This window comes from Streptomyces sp. 1331.2, from assembly GCF_900199205.1.
In the GTDB taxonomy this organism is placed as follows: Bacteria; Actinomycetota; Actinomycetes; order Streptomycetales; family Streptomycetaceae; genus Kitasatospora.
Genome location: NZ_OBMJ01000002.1, coordinates 136,800 through 153,701, shown reverse-complemented (window position 1 = coordinate 153,701; position 16,902 = coordinate 136,800). Strand labels below are relative to the sequence as shown.

Genomic DNA, 16,902 nt, shown 5'->3' with positions numbered 1-16,902 from the left:
CTTGCACACCGCCGATCCCTTGCACACCGCCGACCTGCTGCCACTGGCCGTCGCGATCCCCCTGCTGGGAGCGGCCGTCCTCGCCGTCGCGGGCCGCCGGCTGCCCCGCCTGGGCCGCGACGCGCTCGCCACCGCCCTCGCCGCCGCCGACGTCCTCTGCCTCGCCCTGCTGTGGGCCCGCACCAGCCCGGACGGCCGGGCGGTGTCCTGGCTGGGCGGCTGGAACCCGAGCGGCGGGCACAGCGTCGGCATCGTCCTGGTCGCCGACCGCCTCGGCAGCGGGCTGGCCCTGCTCGCCGCCGTCCTGATCCTGGCCGTGCTCTGCTACGCCTGGCGCTACTTCGAGGAGCCCTCCGGCCGGGAGGGCGGCCTCTTCCCCGCGCTGCTGCTGCTCTTCGAGGCCGGCATGTGCGGGTTCGCGCTCACCGGTGACCTCTTCGACGCCTTCGTCTTCTTCGAGCTGATGGGCGCCGTCGCCTACGCGCTCACCGGCTACCGCATCGAGGACCCGCGCCCGCTGCAGGGCGCCCTCGCCTTCGGGCTCGTCAACTCGGCCGCCGCCTACCTCTCCCTGCTCGGCATCGGCCTGCTCTACGCCCGCACCGGCGAGCTCGGCCTCGCCCAGATCGGCGCCGAGCTCGACCGGCTCGCCACGCCCGGCCACGGCCCGGACGCCCTGCTGGTCGTCGCCTTCGTCCTGGTCCTGGCCGGCCCGCTGGTCAAGGCCGCGGCGGTGCCCTTCCACTTCTGGCTGCCGGACGCGCACGCCGTCGCCCCGAGCCCGGTCTGCATGCTGCTCTCCGGGATCATGGTCGAACTCGGCGTCTACGGCACCGCCCGCATCCACCGGGTGGTGTTCGCCGGCCCCGGCGGCCTGCCGGACGCCGTCGTACGCGACACCCTGCTCGCCTTCGGCGTGCTGACCGCCCTGGTCGGCGCCGTCATGTGCTGGCAACAGCGGCACCTCAAGCGGATGCTGGCGTTCTCCACCGTCGGACACGTCGGCCTGTTCCTGGTCGGCGCCGCCCTGCTCACCCCGGCCGGACTGGCCGGCACGGCCGTGTACGTCGCCGCCCACGCGGGCGCCAAGGCCGCGCTGTTCGGCCTCACCGGCGTCCTGCTGGACCGGTACGGCTCGGTCGACGAACACGGGCTGCACGGCCGCGCCCGCGAACTGCGCCTGCCCGGGCTGCTGTTCGGCCTGGGCGCGCTGGCCCTGGCCGGACTGCCGCCGTTCGGCACCGGCCTCGGCAAGGCCGTGGCCGAAGAAGCCGCCGGGCACGAACTGGCCTGGCTGCCCGCCCTGTTCGTGCTGGTGTCGGCCGTGACCGGCGGCGCGGTGCTGCGGGCCGGCCTGCGGGTCTTCGGCGGCGTCGGCGCCCCGCCCGAGGAACACCCCGAGACGGCCGCGACCAGCGGCGAGGGCGAGGAGCCCGAGATCCGCACCCCGGGCCGCCGACCGCCCGCGTCGATGCTCCTCGTGCCCGGACTGCTGCTGGCCGGCTGCCTGGCCGTCGGCGTGCTGCCCGGCGTGGGGCGGGCACTCGCGGCGGGCGCCGCCGCCTTCACCGACCGCGACGGCTACCTCGCCGACACCCTGGCCCACCCGGGCATCGTCCCGCCCGGGCCCGGGCCCGGGCCCGCCCCCGACGCCTGGTGGACGGGCGCCGGGATCGGCCTCGGCCTGCTTTCCGCCCTGCTGGCCGTCGGCCTGGCCACCGCCGCCGTCCGCCGCGACCCCAGGCGCGGCACCGGCGGGCTCCACCGGGTCACCGTCCTGCCGCTGCGCCGCCTCCACTCCGGACTCCTCGGCGACTACGTGGCGTGGCTGACGGTGGGGCTGGCGGCCCTGCTGGTCGCGCTCACCGCGCAACTTTGAACGAGGTGCCGTCCGGGCGGGAGAGGAGGTCCGCGAGCAGCCCGCGGGCGGTGAAGGACAACCGCCGGTTCTGGAGCACCGCGTTGGGAAGTACGGCGAAGTCCCGCTCAGAGACGCTACGATGAATCTGCATCCGGAGTTGCTGCTCCAGTGCCGGGCCCCGGGGTGTTCCACCACCGCCGGGGTCAACTCGTTGGGTTGACGCACGAAACCTCACACAACCCCCTGGCGCACAAAGCGAGTTCGTGATAGCGGGCTGATCACGTTGAAGGCCTGCCGGTGAGTTGGTCGTCCGCTCACAGCGTGCGCAGGGCGCGCTCGCACTCCTGGCAGCGCTGATCGGCGAGCGCGGCCGGGTACCAGGGCTCGCCGGGCCTGGCCGCCCGGTAGTGGCTGTGCTCCATCGGGCCCGTCTCCAGCCCGCACAGCGTGTACGGCTGCGGGTCCTCGGGCACCTCGGGATCGGCCCCGGCGGCGTGCACCGCGATCACGGCGGGTTCGACACCCTCCGCGCCGATGGCCGCCTCGGGCTCCAGCTCGAAGAGCACGATGATCGATGCCATGCTCCGAGCCTCGGGCACCGCCGCCGGACGCACACCCGGGGTGGGCCGTTCGAGGCGGCCGCTCCTGCCCACCGGGTCAGTCGTCGGCGCACAACCGGGCGAGCGCCGCGTCGACGTCCAGGTGGTCGGCCTCCGACCCTGCGGGCACCAGGGTGAAGGAGTCCACGAGGAAGGCGGTGACGACGTCCTCCGGTGCGCTGAGCACCGACTGGCCGTCGGGGCTCCGCAGGGTGATCAGGACCTCGCCGGCGGGCCCGGGCCTGACCTTGACGTCCCCGCAGCCGGCCGGGGCATGGCGGCCCTCGTTCAACAGGTCGCGGCTGAAGTACCAGCAGAGCTCGCCCCCACCCGGGCAGCCGTTGAGCGCGAAGGGGAACGCCAGGCACGCCGCGTGCGGGAGCGCGGCGTCGAAGCGGAGTTCCGCATCGATCGGGACGTCGGGCGCGGCGCTGTCGGGAAACGTGACGGGCATCGGGCGGACAGCGGATTTCTGCATCTGATCACCTTCCTGGTGTGCGCCGGCCGCGGGCGCGGCAGCTCCTGGCCCACGGCGCCTACCCCGGCTTCCACCCACCAGTCGGCAGACCCGACATCTGCACAACTCCCGTACTTCACATGCACGTTGACCGTCCGTCAAGCCGATCACCGGCACGGTGAGGCCGGAGAGGCCGGAGCGGCCGATCCGAACCGGTAGCCTTCTCGCCTCCGACGGGCCCCGCACTGCCCGTCCACGCCCCTGGAGAGCCGACATGACGCCCGCCGACGAGCCCCACGAGACCGGCGCCTCCCCGGTGGCCCCCCGGACGGGCTTCAGCACCGCCCGCCTCGAAGCCTTCAGCGACGGCGTCCTCGCCATCGCCATCACCCTGCTCGTGCTCGACCTCCAGGTGCCCGAGCCCGACACCCTGCACGGCGAAACCCTCCTGCACGCCCTCGGCCGCCAGTGGCCCGGCTACTTCGCGTACCTGGTCAGCTTCCTGGTCATCGGCATCATCTGGATCAACCACCACGCCATGTGCGCCCTCGCCCGCCGGGTCGACCGACGCACCCTGTTCGCCAACCTCTTCCTGCTGCTCACCGTCTCCGTCATCCCCTACCCCACCCGCCTGCTCGCCACCTACCTCACCGCGGGCCACGACGACGCCAGTACGGCCGCCGCGCTCTACGCCGCGACGATGGTCGCCATGGGCATCGCCTTCTCGCTGCTCTTCCTCTCCTTCACCCGCGACGCCCGCGCCCTGCACACCCCCGTGCCCCCCGAGGCCCGCCGCGCCGCCCTGCGCCGCTTCGGCATCGGCGGCCTGGCCTACCTCGCCACCGTCGGCCTCGCCTACCTCAGCCCGGTCGCCATGCTCGCCACCCACGCCCTCATCGCCGTCTACTACTGCTACGACCAACTCGCCCCGGCCCGCCGGACCTCCTGACCGCGCCCCGCAGCACGTCGCGCCGGAGACACCAACCACGGGCCTTCTCAGGGATGTTCGGCTCCTGACCCGGCCCCGGCGCCCGCTCCGGGCCGCAGAGGTCCGACCGGCCCGGCCGCCGGCCGGCGTTGCGGCCCGAGCCCGCGGAGGGACACGCTGGTGGCAGGACCACCCACCTCCCGACCGCCCACCCGCGGTCCTCGCCACGGAGCCCGCGATGCCGACCGCGATCGCCCGACGGCGCGACGACTGGCACACCGGGCTGCTGCGTGCCTCGGCACGCTGGTCCGGGCGCGCCGAGCGCTGCGCCGGCTGGACCCGCCGGGGCGTCTCGCGGTGCCGCCGCTGGGCGCGCGAGGGTGCCCGGCGGCCCGGCGAGCTGGCACCCCCGTCCTGGTTCGCCATCGCCCTGCCGTTCGGCATCGGGTGGTACCTGGCCCTGGGCGGCGCGGCCCGAGGATGGTGCCGGCTCGCCCGCTGGTCCTGCCGGGTCCTCGCCCACGCCCTGTGAGGCGGTGGACGACGGGCCGCCACCCGTGCCGAGCGCCCGGTATCGCCGTACCCCCCGTACCGCCGGTCTGCGGTGCTGCCGCTCCCGGCGCAGGCTGGAAACGGGTGGCGTGGGAACGGGTGACGGGCCTGGGAAGGAGGCGGCGATGACCACGGCGGCACCGTTGCCGGCGGAATCCGAGGCGTGGGTGGTGGACCACCCCGGGCCGGTCGCCGGGCCAGTCCGCGGGACGGCACCGGGCGGGACGGCACCGGGCCCGCTGGTGCGGGTGCGGCGGCCACTGGACGCGCCGGGGCCGCAGGAGATCCTGGTGGAGGTGGAGGCCTGCGGGGTGTGCCGTACCGACCTGCACCTCGCGGAGGGCGACCTGGCCCCCCGGACGGCCGGGTGCACGCCCGGGCACGAGGCGGTCGGGCACGTACGGGCGGCCGGCACCGCGGTCCGGGAGTTCGCGGTCGGGGACCGGGCCGGGGTGGCCTGGCTGGCCGGGACCTGCGGCAGCTGCGCCTACTGCCGCAGCGGGCGGGAGAACCTCTGCCCCGGTTCGCGCTACACCGGCTGGGACCGGCACGGCGGCTACGCCCGGTACCTCACCGCCGACGCCCGCTTCGCCTACCGGCTGCCCGAGGGCCCGCCCGCCGAGGAGCTCGCCCCGCTGCTGTGCGCCGGGATCATCGGCTACCGGGCCCTCGAACGGGCAGAACTGCCCGAAGGCGGGCTGCTGGGCCTCTACGGCTTCGGCGCGTCCGCGCACCTGACCGCCCAACTCGCCCTCACCCGCGGCGCACGGGTGCACGTGTTCACCCGCGGCGCGAACGCCCGCCGGCTGGCCCTGGAGCTCGGCGCCGACTTCGCCGGGGACTCCTACGACCCGCCCCCGCAGCGGCTGGACGCCGCCATCCTCTTCGCCCCGGCCGGCGAACTGGTACCGGTCGCCCTCGCCGCACTCGACCGCGGCGGCACGCTCGCCGTGGCCGGCATCCACCTCACGGACATCCCCGCGCTGGACTACCAGCGCCACCTCTTCCAGGAGCGCACGCTGCGCAGCGTCACCGCCAACACCCGGGCCGACGGCCTGGCCTACCTCACGGAAGCCGCCCGAACCCGCCCGTCGGTCCACCTCACCCGCTACCCCCTGCGCCAGGCGGACACCGCGCTCGCGGACCTCGCCGGGGACCGCGTGACGGGCGTCGCGGTGCTCATGACTGAGTAGCCGGGCAGCCGGGCAGCCGGATGGTCCGAACGCTCCGGGCAGTGGGTGTCGGGACGGCACGGTCGGGCAGACGCGCCGTGTGAACCCGATCGAGCAGGCCCTGCGGGGTGTGGACGGCTTCCAGCAGCGCCACCGGCCATCCGCCGTGGTGGTCGGTGTGGTGCGCAAGTACGGGGACGACCGGGGCGGGCTGCTGGCCGCGCTGATCACCTACTACGGCTTCGTCGCGCTGATCCCGCTGCTGCTCCTGCTCAGCACCGTCCTCGGGTTCGTCCTGCACGGCCATCCCGGCGCCCAGCGCTCGGTGCTGGACTCCGCGCTCGCCGACTTCCCGATCATCGGCGACCAACTGCGCCAGAACGTCCACTCCCTGCAGGGCAGCGGCCTGGCCCTGCTCATCGGCGCGCTCGGGATGCTGTACGGCGCGCTCGGCATCGCCCAGGTCCTGCAGCACGCGATGGCCGAGGTCTGGAACGTGCCCGGGGTCCAGCGGCCCGGCTACTGGCCGCGGCTGGCGCGCAGCCTGCTGCTGTTCGCCGTCCTGGGCTCCGGGCTGCTGCTGGGCACGGCGGCCGCCGCCCTGGTCGCCACCGCCCTGGGCGGGGTGCCCGCCCGGATCGGGGGCCTGGCCGTCTCGGCACTGGTGAACACCGCCCTGTGCCTGGCCTGCTTCCGGGTGCTCACCCCGCGCGAGATCCGCACCCGCTCGCTGTGGCCGGGCTGCGCGCTCGCCGGACCGCTGTTCACCGCCCTCCAGGCCGGCGGCTCGCTCCTGGTCACCCACGAGCTGCGCCACGCGAGCCAGGTCTACGGCTTCTTCGCGACCGTCATCGGCCTGCTCTTCTGGCTCTACCTCACCGCGCAGATCACCGTCTACGCGGCCGAGACCAACGTCGTGCTCGCCCGACGCCTGTGGCCGCGCAGCCTGCTGCAGCCGCCGCTCACGGCCGCCGACGAAGCCGTCCTGTCCTCCGTCGCCCGTCAGGAGGAACGTCGGCCCGAGCAGCACGTGGACGTGTCGTTCCAGGACGAGGAGCAGGACGACGAGGCGCACGGCGGGGAGGAAGAGCCCGGCGAGGCGCAGACCGACGACCGTCCCTCGGACACCGACCGCCCGTGAGGATCCCGTGCCCGGGTTTGACCGGCCGCCGCCCGGCTAGCCGCTCGGTATGAACACCTCACCCCTGCACACCCGCCCCTGGTCCCGCCGGCTGCGCCACGCCCTGGAGGCGCCGGAGCACTGGGACGTCCTCGACACCCCGGCCGGGCCGCTCGCCGACGCGGTGGAAGCCCTCCCGCTCGGCCCGTACCGCGACGCGCTGCACGGCGTCTGGCTCGGCCATCCGCTCCACCCGGCGCTGGTCCAGCTGCCGCTCGGCTGCTGGACGTCGGCCGGCCTGCTGGACTTCACCCCCGGCGGCCGCAGGTCGGCCGACGCCCTGGTGGCGGCGGGCCTGCTGGCCGCCGGCCCGGCCGCGCTGGCGGGCTGGGTGGACTGGGCCCGGCTCGATCCGCCGCGCCGCCGCACCGGCCTGGTGCACGCGCTCTCCAACACCGCCGGGGTGCTGCTGTACGCCGGGTCCCTGCTGGCCCGCTGCCGCGGCCGCCACGCCCGGGGCCGACTGCTCGGCCTGGCCGGCCTGACCGCCGTCTCCGCCGGTGCCGCCCTCGGCGGCCACCTCGCCTACCGGCTGGCCGCCGGGCCGGACCGGGCCGCCGCCGTCCACCGGCTGGCCCCGGCCGACTGGGTCGGCCTCGGCGCGCTGGAGGACTTCCCGCCCGGGAAGCCCGTCCGACGGACGGCCGGTGAGCTGCCCGTGGTCGTCGTCCGCGACGGCGAGCAGTGCCACGTACTGGCCGAACGCTGCGCCCACCTGTCCGGGCCGCTCTCCGAGGGCACCGTCGCCGACGGCTGCCTGCGCTGCCCGTGGCACGGCAGCGAGTTCCGGCTGCGTGACGGCCAGGTGGTGCACGGGCCCGCCACCGCGCCCCAGCCGGTGCTGGAGACCCGCGTGCTCTCGGACCACCTGGAGGTCCGCCTGCCCGGCGCGGGCTGACCACCACCCTGCTGCCCCGCAGCGCCGGGCCGGCCGCGTTTCGTCCCAGGGGCCCGGGGCAGCCGCCCGGGAGCACCCCCACGGAGGAACCATGACCGCCGTCGTCCCCGAGCTCCCGCCCCGCGCCGCCGCACCGGAGCACCGGTACCGCACCGCGGTCCAGCAGCGCACCGGGATGGGGTACCGCACCGGGATCCGGGTGGCGGCCGTCCCCGCCGGGCACGTCTACGCCCGGCACGTCACCGCGCTGACCCTCCACGACCCGGTGCAGCACCTCCCGGGAAACTGATCGCCATGTTGCTGCTCCGACCCCCCGGGGTCTACCGACCGCAGGGGGACACCCGGCTGCTGGCCTCCTGCGTGCGCCGCGAGCGCCTGGACGCCTCCGGGCGGGTGCTCGACCTGTGCACGGGGACGGGCGCCGTCGCGCTCGTGGCCGCGCAGGCGGGTGCGCAGGTCACGGCAGTGGACCTGTCCGCCCGAGCCGTCGCCACCGCCTGGCTGAACAGCCGGCTGCACGGTAGCCGGATCCGGCTGCGCCGGGGCGACCTGGCGGATCCGGTGGTGGGCCGCCGGTTCGACCTGATCACCGCCAATCCCCCGTACGTCCCCGTCGATCCCACCGCGGGAGCCGCAGGTGCCGCAGGTGCCGCGGGAGCCGCGGGAGCCGCGGGACGCACACGCGGGCGCAGAAACGGCCGGCGCACCGCCGCCCACGGCGCCGCCCTCGCCTGGGACGCCGGACCGGACGGGCGGCTCGTGCTGGACCGGATCTGCCGGACGGCCCCTGACCTGCTCGCCGCCCACGGCGTGCTGCTCCTCGTGCAGTCCTCGCTCGCGGACGTCCCCGCCACCCTCGCGCAGCTGCGCGCGGCCGGGCTGCGCACGGAGGTGGCGGCCCGGCGGCGGCAGCCCTTCGGGCCGGTGATGAGCGCGCGGGCCGCCCTGTTCGAGCGGCGCGGACTGATCGGGCCGGGCGAACGCGAGGAGGAGCTGGTGGTGGTGCGCGGTGTCCGCGAACGCTGACCGGGCGGCGACCCGGGTGGTAGGGGACGACGGTGCGTGAGGGGACGACGGTGCGTGCTGGTCAGTCGCCGGTCGGCTCTGCCTCGTCAGGGCGCGTCGAGGCTGCCCGCTCAGTCGTCTGCTGCGCCCTTCCTGTTGCGGTGACTGGTGTCGCAGAACGGGTAGCGGCGACTGCGGCGGCACGTACACAGCGCTACCACCGGGCGGTCGGCCCGCACGCTCCGGCCGTCGGGGAGCACGATCTCCACAGGGCCGTCGACGAGCACCGGGCCGCTCCCGGTCAGCCGCAACCGCGTGACCGGGCCCTCGTCACGGCCGGACACCGCGCACCACCGCCACGGTCTCCGCCCGCTCGCCGGGGGCGGCCACGCTGCCGGTACCGAGGTCCGGAAGTGGGTGGAGGAAAAGCATGCTGTGTCACCTGCCCGGTTCGTCTGCTGTGATCCTTGAGCTTCAGGACTGATCCTTGAGCCTCAGGACTCCTCCGTGAGCCTCAGGACTCTTCCGTGAGCCTCAGGACTTCGCCTGCGGCGCGAGCGCGGTCAGGGGGGTGCGGAGTGAGCTTCGGCCGTCGCGCCAGCAGCCGACCACGTGGGCGCCGAACCGTGCCTCCACGGCAGTGGTGGCGGCGATGCCGAAGGCGATGTCGGGGCCGAGCGAGGGGTCGTCCTCGACCAGGGGCGTGATCACGGTGCGGCGGACGAGCTGCTCGTGGACGGCGTCGGCCACCACGTGCTCGCGGTAGAACAGGGTGCCCGCCGGCGATGCGCCCAGGCGCTCCAGCGCCGCCGCCAGCCGCGCGGCGCCGGGCGGAGAGGTGATCTCCACCGTGGCGAACTGGCCGATCAGCGCGCCGCGCAGGGAGCGGTGCAGGCCGAACAGCGACATCAGGTTGACCACCGCCAGCGCGGGCGCGGGGACGGCGTCGAGGTAGTGCCCGTAGCTCGGATCCAGGTCGAGGTCCGCCATCATCTCGGCGAACAACTGCGCGTGGGCCCGTTCGGGGCGGCCTGCGCCGTACTCGTCGTACTGCACGGTGACCAGCGCGGCCTTGGCCGGGTTCGGCAGGCGGGGCACCACCCACATCTGCGGGTCCGCTTCCTTGAGGTGGTAGAGCGAGCGGTGCGCCACGTATTCGCGCGCCTGCCAGCGCTCCCCGTGGTCGAGCAGGTGGTGGGAGGGGCCGGTGCCGCCCGTGTCGTCGGCCAGCAGGCCGGCCAGGGCCCGGGCCAGCGGTGGCGGTTCGCCGGTCGCCGCCCGTACGGCGGCAAGGAACGCCTGCTCCAGCGCGGACCGCAGGGCCAGCTGCCAGGGGTGCCACTCCCAGTCGGGGTCGACGTCGGCGAAACCCTGGTAGTGCAGCTCGTAACAGGTGTAGAGGGCCAGTTGGAGGTCCTCGCCCCACGGGTCGCCCGGGTCGCCCGGGTCACCCGGGTCGCTCAGAGCGACGGGCGCGAACGTCGCGGCCGGGTCCGCAGCGGCACGCAGGGCGGCGAGGAGTCCGGCGCTGACCGGTCCGCGCGGGCCGGGCAGGGCCGGCGCCGCACTGCGGGAAACCGGCTCCGCGGCCGTACGGGACGGCGCGGTCACGCCTGCCCCTCGTCCGGCAGCCGAGCGGCTGTCGGCCGGTGTCCCGCCGACGGCGATGGTCATCGAGCCTCCTCCGTTGTCAGGGCGACGCCCCGGGCCAGGACCACCGCTGCGCGGGACCTGCCCGTGTGGGCGTGTGCCCTGAGGCGCGGGTGGGAAACAGCGGTACGCGATGTCGGCCGGCTCCGGGTGGCGGAGGCCGGCGGTCCACCGGTGGCCCCGTCCCGCGCCGGGGAGGCAGGATCGAAGGACGGACGCGACCGGCGCCCGGGCGGAGGTCTTACGGCTGATGAGCGGCATCGAGCACGAGTCGGCAGAAGCGCGGGACACGACCGAAGGCCGCGTCTACACCGTCACCGGCGGCGACTGGGACGAGGTCGCCGATGCGGTGCAACGACGAGAACGGGCGGACGACGAGCGGATCATCGTCAACATGGGCCCCCAGCACCCGTCCACCCATGGCGTGCTGCGCCTGGTCCTGGAGATCGACGGCGAGACGGTGAAGGAGGCCCGCTGCGGCATCGGCTACCTGCACACCGGCATCGAGAAGAACATGGAGTTCCGCAACTGGGTCCAGGGCACGACCTTCGTGACCCGGATGGACTACCTGGCCCCGCTGTTCAACGAGACCGCCTACTGCCTGGCGGTCGAGAAGCTGCTCGGCATCACCGATGACGTCCCGGAGCGGGCGAGCGTGATCCGGGTGCTGCTGATGGAGCTCAACCGGATCTCCTCGCACCTGGTGGCGCTGGCAGCCGGCGGGATGGAGATCGGCTCCACCACGCTGATGGTCTACGGCTTCCGGGACCGCGAGGTCATCCTCGACATCTTCGAGCTGGTGACGGGCCTGCGCATGAACCACGGCTACGTCCGGCCGGGCGGCCTGGCGCAGGACCTGCCCCCGGGTGCGGTGGACCAGATCCACGAGGGCGTGAAGCTGCTGCGCTCGCGGATGCACGAGTACGACAAGCTGGCCACCAAAAACCCGGCCTTCAGGGCCCGGCTGGTCGACGTCGGCTTCCTGGACCTGCCCGGCTGCCTGGCCCTCGGCGCCACCGGCCCGATCCTGCGCGCCACCGGCCTGCCGCACGACCTGCGCAAGACCGACCCGTACTGCGGGTACGAGGACTACGACTTCGAGGTCGCGATCGCCGACAGCGCCGACTCCTACGGCCGCTTCCTGATCCGCCTGGAGGAGATGAAGCAGTCCCTGCGGATCGTCGAGCAGTGCCTGGACCGGCTGCGCCCGGGCCCGGTCATGGTGGCGGACAAGAAGATCGCCTGGCCCGCCCAACTGGCCGTCGGCCCGGACGGGTTGGGCAACTCGCTGGACCACATCCGCAAGATCATGGGCGAGTCCATGGAGGCGCTGATCCACCACTTCAAGCTGGTGACGGAGGGCTTCCGCGTCCCGCCGGGGCAGGCCTACGTCGCGGTCGAGTCCGCCAGGGGCGAGCTGGGCGTGCACGTCGTCTCCGACGGCGGCACGCGGCCGTACCGGGTGCACTTCCGCGACCCGAGCTTCACCAACCTGCAGGCGGTGGCCGCGATGTGCGAGGGCGGACAGGTCGCGGACGTCATCGTCGCGGTGGCGAGCATCGACCCGGTGATGGGCGGCGTCGACCGCTGAGAGCCCGGCTGGTCGGCGGCTGGTCCTTGTGCGGTGGCGGTACGGGCTCCGCGTCCCCCGGCGGCAGTACGGGGTCCGCCTCCGCCCGTACGTCGGCGAGGAACGGCCGTCAGGCGGCAGGGCGCTGCGCGAGCAGGCTGCGGTCGAGGTCGGCCAGCACGCCGGCCGTGTCGCGGTGGACCTCGGCGGCGCCCGCGGCGAGGAGTTCCTGCGCGGAGAAGCCGCCGCTCTCCACGGCGACGCAGGGAACCCCCGCGCGGCCTGCGGCCACGACGTCCCAGACCGTGTCCCCGACGAACACGCTGTCCGCCGGGGCCGTGTCCGCCCGGTCCAGGGCGGCGCGGACGAGGTCCGGCGCGGGCTTGGTGGCGGACACGTCGTCGGCGGTGGTGGCGGCGTCGATCACGTCGTCGGCGTCCAGCACGCGGCGCAGCGCGGTCAGTTCCCGTTCCGACGCGGAGCTGGCGAGGACGATCCGCCGGCCTCGGGCGGCGCAGGCGCGCAGGAGGTCGGCGGCGCCGGGCAGCGGCGCGATGACCGGCCAGTAGGCGGCGTAGAGCGCGTCGTGGGCGGCGGCGATCGCCTCGTCGTCGTCCCGGTCGCGGTCGCGGCCGAGCAGGTGGTCGAACAGTTGGTCGGCGCCCATCCCGATCGCCCGGTGGACCCGGGCCGCCGGTACCGTGCGGTCGTACTGCCGCAGCGCCTCCCACCAGGCGAGGGCGTGGAAGTAGGTCGTGTCGAGCAGGGTGCCGTCGACGTCGAAGAGCGCCGCCGTGGTCGTGGTCACAGGTCCTCCTTCGGTCGGCCCCACGCCGCGCCTGCCCGGTCCGGCCACGTCCACACGTGGCTCCGCGCCCGCCGCCCCCGGCCCCCGGCCCGACCTACGAGTCCTACCGGACGGCGTTTCGACGCCCGCAGCACGGCAAGACGCCCGCCATGCAGACCCCCGCGCCCGAAGCCGCCGCGGCCATGGCCCCTGCGCGGGCACTGCGGCGGATCGCCTTCCTCCTGGAGTGGAACGGCGCCTCCCCCTACCGCGTCCGGGCCTTCCACACGGCCGCCGACGCCGTCGCCGACCTGCCGCCCGGCCCGGTGGACGCCGCCCGGGCGCGGCAGCTGCCGGGCGTCGGGCCGGTCACCTCCGAGGTGATCGCACAGGCCTCGGCCGGCACGACACCCTCGTACCTCGCCCGCCTCCTGGCCGAGGCCGGTCCGGCCGCGGCGGACGCCTGGCAGCTCGCGGCCGCCGCCCAGGGCGACTGCCACCTGCACTCCGACTGGTCCGACGGCGGCCACCCGATCGAGGCCATGGCCCGGGCCGCCCGCACACTCGGCCATCAGTGGGCCGTGCTCACCGACCACTCCCCCCGGCTGACCATCGCCCACGGCCTCAGCCCCGAACGGCTGCGGCGCCAACTCGACGTCGTCGCGGCCTGGAACGGGGCCGCCGCCGAGCACGGCCCGTTCCGGCTGCTCACCGGAATCGAGTGCGACATCCTGGAGGACGGCTCCCTCGACCAGGACCCGGAGTTGCTCGCCCGACTCGACCTCGTCGTGGCCTCCGTCCACTCCAAACTGCGCGCCGACCCGGAACCGATGACCGCCCGGCTGCTGGCCGCGGTCCGCAACCCGCGCACCGACGTCCTCGGCCACTGCACCGGCCGGATCGTCACCGGACGCGGCAGACCACCCTCCCGCTTCGACGCCGAGGCCGTCTTCACCGCCTGCGCCGAGTCCGGCACGGCCGTGGAGATCAACTGCCGCCCCGAACGCCGCGATCCACCCGACGACCTGCTACGCCTGGCCGCCGACGCGGGCTGCCTCTTCGCCGTCGACACCGACGCCCACGCCCCCGACCAACTCCACTGGTACACCTCCGGCTACGCCCGCGCCGCCCACCTCGCCCTCACCCCCGCCCGCCTGATCACCACCTGGCCCTACCCCCGCCTCCTCGCCTGGACATCCCGCCCCGACACCTGACGCCCCGGCAACGCCCCACCACCCACTCACTGTCGGGGTCCGCGGTGGAGATCGGACAGCGGTGGCCTGGACCGGGACCAGGGTGCCGGCAGCGACCGCCTGGAAGGAAACGCGCTGAGCCCCGCTGCCTCCGTGGATCTGATCAGCGCCGCAATCAAGGAACTGTGAGTATGGAAAAGCAAGAGCTGTACGACGTGACCCCCTCCATCGACGAGCGCTTCAAGTCGCCCCTCAGCCAGACGAACGGCTCCTGCGCCACGTTCGCGCCGATCAACGACGCGAACGGCCAGCTGGTCGGCGTCTACCAAGGCGACAGCCAGAACCCCGACATCCTCGGCGTCCGGTACACGATCGCGGAATTCGTCGCCATGGCCGATGGGATGGACGCCATCCGCAAGCGGCTCGGCCTGTAGTCACCTCTTCTCCGCCAGCTGCCGGTGCCCCTGTCTCCACCGGAGACGGGGGCGCCGTCGGCGGCCGGCATGCACGCCGGGCTGTTCACCACGCCGCAGGCATGCGCACGACGCCTCACCTCCCTCGGCCGCCTCTCGCGTTGCCGGGTCGCCCCGAACCGAAACACAGCGAACAGTTGTGCCGGGCGTCTGCGCGGCGCCCCCGGATGGGTGAGCTCCCCGCGCCCGGGCGGGGTGGGCGGCCGATGCTGGGACGCATGGCTGGCAATGCGGCAGCGGCGCTCGGGGAGGGGTTCCGGGGGCAGGTGATCGTGCCCGGTGATCTGGCGTACGACGAGGCCCGGGCCGTGTGGAACGGTGCGATCGACCGGCATCCGGCCGTGATCGCCCGCTGTACCGGGACCGCCGACGTGCTGCGTGCCGTCGCCGTGGCCCGGGAACACGGCCTGCTGGTCGCGGTCCGCGGCGGCGGCCACAACATCGCCGGGCTGGCGGTCTGCGACGGCGGCATGGTGATCGACCTGTCGCAGCTGACGGGCGTCCGGGTCGACCGTGAGCGGCGGATCGCCCGCGCCCAGCCAGGCGTCACCTGGGCCGGCTTCGACCACGAGACCCAGGCGTTCGGCCTGGCGACCCCCGGCGGCCTGATGTCATCCACCGGCATCGCCGGGTTCACCCTCGGCGGCGGCTTCGGCTGGCTCAGCCGCGCGCTCGGCCTGGCCTGCGACAATCTGCTGGAGGCCGACGTCGTCACGGCCGACGGGCGGCTGCTGACTGCGGACGATGCCGAGCATCCGGATCTGCTCTGGGGCCTGCGCGGGGCCGGCGGCAACTTCGGCATCGTCACCAGCTTCAGCTACCGGCTGCACAAGGTCGGCCCGCAGGTGCTCTGCGGAGCGGTGTTCGTCCCGGCGGAGCGGTTGACCGAGACGCTCCTCGCGGTCCGCGACCACATGCTGGAAGCGCCGGACCAGCTGATGCTGGCCTGCACCCTCCTCCCGGCGCCGTCCGCGCCGTTCCTGCCCGAGGCGGTGCGGGGCAAGCCGGTGGCCCGGGTCGGCATGTGCTGGGCCGGGGACCCGAACCGGGGGCTGGCCGTCGTGGCGCCGCTGCGAGCACTGCCGGGCGCAGTGGCGGACACCGTGAGCATGAGGCCGTACGTGCAGTGGCAGCAGATGCTCGACCCCGGCTGGGGCCCGGGCGTGCCCAACTACTGGAAGGCCGAGTACCTGGCCGTGCTGGACGAAGCGGCGGCGTCGACCATCGCCGAGCACTTCGCGGCGATCAGCTCGCCGCACTCCGACATCAAGCTGGCCTTCCTCGGCGGCGCGATTGCCCGGACCGGGCCGGCGGACACCGCGTACACGCACCGGGCGGCGCCGTACCTCCTCAACATCAACAGCCGCTGGGAGCACGGCGATTCCGCGCCGCACATCGCCTGGACCCGGGAGTTCTGGAGTGCGATGCGGCCCTTCTCGGCGGGCGGGGTGTACGTCAACTTCCTCGGCCAGGAGGGACAGGAGCGGGTCGTCGAGGCGTACGGCAGGCCCATGTTCGAGCGGCTCACCGCGCTCAAGGACCGCTACGACCCGGAGAACTTCTTCCGTGTCAACCAGAACATCCCGCCGAGCACCTGACCGGTCATCGGTTCGTACCCCCGCGCTATCAGGAGGCCGCTGTAGTGGGGCAGCGAGCCCGGCGGGCTGCTCCTGCTGTCCGCCGGTTCCCACCTGACCGCGCCGTCGCCGGAGTTGCCGCCACCCGATGCGCCTACCTCCCCTCGGCCGCCTGTCCGGCAGCGGTGACTGCCCGCGCCGGGTCGGCGGCGCCGATCAGTTGGCGGAGGGCGCCGAAGTAGACCTCGTGGTCGACCACCGCACGCAGGACCTGGGCCAGGTGCCCGGTCAGCGCCGGGAACTCGTCCGGGTCGAGGGCGGCCAGGGCCCGGCGGGTGGCGGCCTGGGCGGCCTTGGGGTCGCGATGGTCGACGAAGCTCGCGCTGCCCAGGGTCAGCAGGTAGAGCCGCCGGTAGGTGACGACCGCCTCCTGTGGGCTCATGCCGGCCGCGATCGACTCGGCGAGCTGCGGCTCCACCAGGCGCTTGAGCAGGTGCGGGCCGAGCCAGGGTCGGCCGCCGCGCAGGGCGACCAGGCCCGGATGGGCCGTCAGCAGCTCGTACAGCGCGGTGAACCGCCGCTCGGTCGCCGCGGCCCAGTCGGTGCCGGGCTCGATCTCCGGCAGCTGGGCGGCGAGGTGGTCGGTGACCAGGTCGAGCAGTCCGGCCAGATCGGTGCAGCGGCGCTGGAGGGAGGCGACGGAGATGTCCAGCGCGGCGGCCAGGGTGCGGAAACTGAGCGCCGCGTGCCCGTCCCGATCCACGATCAACAGGGCTTGCTCGGCGATCCGTTCGGGAGTCGCGCGGTTCACGGAAGTGGATTGCCCGGGCATGCGAGCCAGCGTACGGTACACCGTATCGCCAGGGTAGGTCCCTGACTCCTCACGGAGGCGCACGGAGGCGGCACGCCCCGCACCACGGCACTCGACCCGCTGTCCACCCGGCCCGCTCTTGGCGTTCTTCCTCGGCCTGACCACCACCGGCCGGCTCATCGCCCGGTC

Annotated in this window: 18 protein-coding genes; 12 read left to right on the top strand and 6 right to left on the bottom strand. The window is 74.4% G+C overall.

Annotation, left to right across the window (positions count from 1 at the left end; genetic code table 11):
* Position 1: 1 nt before the first annotated feature.
* Positions 2-1,879 carry a complex I subunit 5 family protein gene (locus tag CRP52_RS33770; RefSeq protein WP_257033184.1) on the top strand — a complete coding sequence of 626 codons (1,878 nt, stop codon included), beginning with the start codon at positions 2-4 and terminating at the stop codon, positions 1,877-1,879.
* 296 nt (positions 1,880-2,175) lie between these two features.
* Here CRP52_RS33770 and CRP52_RS33765 read toward each other — a convergent pair whose 3' ends face one another.
* A complete protein-coding gene (locus CRP52_RS33765; protein ID WP_097240649.1) occupies positions 2,176-2,442 on the bottom strand; it encodes a hypothetical protein in 267 nt (88 codons plus the stop codon).
* 76 nt (positions 2,443-2,518) lie between these two features.
* The gene (locus CRP52_RS38690) at positions 2,519-2,938 is read right to left on the bottom strand and encodes an SsgA family sporulation/cell division regulator (protein WP_179853111.1); all 420 of its coding nucleotides are present in this window, start codon (positions 2,936-2,938) and stop codon (positions 2,519-2,521) included.
* Between the two features lie 253 nt (positions 2,939-3,191).
* Between CRP52_RS38690 and CRP52_RS33755 the strand changes: the two genes are divergently transcribed.
* The 7 genes from CRP52_RS33755 to CRP52_RS33725 all read left to right on the top strand — a co-directional run bounded on the left by CRP52_RS33755 (position 3,192) and on the right by CRP52_RS33725 (position 8,673).
* Positions 3,192-3,866, top strand: a complete 675-nt coding sequence (locus tag CRP52_RS33755; RefSeq protein ID WP_097240647.1) for a TMEM175 family protein — start codon at positions 3,192-3,194, stop codon at positions 3,864-3,866.
* Positions 3,867-4,083: 217 nt separating this feature from the next.
* Entirely contained in the window at positions 4,084-4,377 is a 294-nt protein-coding gene (locus CRP52_RS33750) for a hypothetical protein (RefSeq protein WP_097240646.1), read from the top strand.
* Positions 4,378-4,522: 145 nt separating this feature from the next.
* Positions 4,523-5,590, top strand: coding sequence for a zinc-binding alcohol dehydrogenase family protein (locus CRP52_RS33745; protein ID WP_097240645.1), 1,068 nt, complete (start codon positions 4,523-4,525; stop codon positions 5,588-5,590).
* A gap of 79 nt (positions 5,591-5,669) precedes the next feature.
* Positions 5,670-6,710, top strand: coding sequence for a YihY/virulence factor BrkB family protein (locus CRP52_RS33740; protein WP_179853110.1), 1,041 nt, complete (start codon positions 5,670-5,672; stop codon positions 6,708-6,710).
* A 49-nt stretch (positions 6,711-6,759) separates the two neighbouring features.
* The gene (locus tag CRP52_RS33735) at positions 6,760-7,647 is read left to right on the top strand and encodes a Rieske 2Fe-2S domain-containing protein (protein ID WP_097240643.1); all 888 of its coding nucleotides are present in this window, start codon (positions 6,760-6,762) and stop codon (positions 7,645-7,647) included.
* Between the two features lie 91 nt (positions 7,648-7,738).
* Positions 7,739-7,936 (top strand): hypothetical protein, encoded by a 198-nt coding sequence (locus CRP52_RS33730; protein ID WP_097240642.1) that lies wholly within the window; start codon positions 7,739-7,741, stop codon positions 7,934-7,936.
* Between the two features lie 5 nt (positions 7,937-7,941).
* Complete coding sequence (locus CRP52_RS33725) at positions 7,942-8,673, top strand: methyltransferase (protein WP_097240641.1); 732 nt, start codon at positions 7,942-7,944, stop codon at positions 8,671-8,673.
* A gap of 110 nt (positions 8,674-8,783) precedes the next feature.
* Here the strand turns inward: CRP52_RS33725 and CRP52_RS33720 are convergent, their stop codons facing one another.
* Together CRP52_RS33720 and CRP52_RS33715 are read right to left on the bottom strand one after the other, a co-directional pair.
* Positions 8,784-8,939, bottom strand: a complete 156-nt coding sequence (locus CRP52_RS33720; RefSeq protein ID WP_373560584.1) for a CDGSH iron-sulfur domain-containing protein — start codon at positions 8,937-8,939, stop codon at positions 8,784-8,786.
* A 247-nt stretch (positions 8,940-9,186) separates the two neighbouring features.
* A complete protein-coding gene (locus CRP52_RS33715; protein ID WP_097240639.1) occupies positions 9,187-10,326 on the bottom strand; it encodes an iron-containing redox enzyme family protein in 1,140 nt (379 codons plus the stop codon).
* 226 nt (positions 10,327-10,552) lie between these two features.
* Here CRP52_RS33715 and CRP52_RS33710 point away from each other — a divergent pair, with 226 nt between their 5' ends.
* Positions 10,553-11,893, top strand: coding sequence for an NADH-quinone oxidoreductase subunit D (locus tag CRP52_RS33710; RefSeq protein ID WP_097240638.1), 1,341 nt, complete (start codon positions 10,553-10,555; stop codon positions 11,891-11,893).
* A gap of 109 nt (positions 11,894-12,002) precedes the next feature.
* Here the strand turns inward: CRP52_RS33710 and CRP52_RS33705 are convergent, their stop codons facing one another.
* A complete protein-coding gene (locus CRP52_RS33705) occupies positions 12,003-12,680 on the bottom strand; it encodes an HAD family hydrolase (protein ID WP_097240637.1) in 678 nt (225 codons plus the stop codon).
* Positions 12,681-12,862: 182 nt separating this feature from the next.
* Between CRP52_RS33705 and CRP52_RS33700 the strand changes: the two genes are divergently transcribed.
* The 3 genes from CRP52_RS33700 (at position 12,863) to CRP52_RS33690 (ending at position 15,923) form a co-directional block, all read left to right on the top strand.
* Positions 12,863-13,873 (top strand): PHP domain-containing protein, encoded by a 1,011-nt coding sequence (locus CRP52_RS33700; protein ID WP_097240879.1) that lies wholly within the window; start codon positions 12,863-12,865, stop codon positions 13,871-13,873.
* A 170-nt stretch (positions 13,874-14,043) separates the two neighbouring features.
* Positions 14,044-14,286: a hypothetical protein gene (locus CRP52_RS33695; protein ID WP_097240636.1), complete on the top strand. Its 243-nt coding sequence runs from the start codon at positions 14,044-14,046 to the stop codon at positions 14,284-14,286.
* Positions 14,287-14,543: 257 nt separating this feature from the next.
* Positions 14,544-15,923: an FAD-binding oxidoreductase gene (locus CRP52_RS33690; protein ID WP_257033183.1), complete on the top strand. Its 1,380-nt coding sequence runs from the start codon at positions 14,544-14,546 to the stop codon at positions 15,921-15,923.
* Between the two features lie 133 nt (positions 15,924-16,056).
* Here CRP52_RS33690 and CRP52_RS33685 read toward each other — a convergent pair whose 3' ends face one another.
* On the bottom strand, positions 16,057-16,734 hold the full coding sequence (locus tag CRP52_RS33685) for a TetR/AcrR family transcriptional regulator C-terminal domain-containing protein (RefSeq protein WP_097240634.1): 678 nt from the start codon (positions 16,732-16,734) through the stop codon (positions 16,057-16,059).
* Between the last annotated feature and the right edge of the window lie 168 nt (positions 16,735-16,902).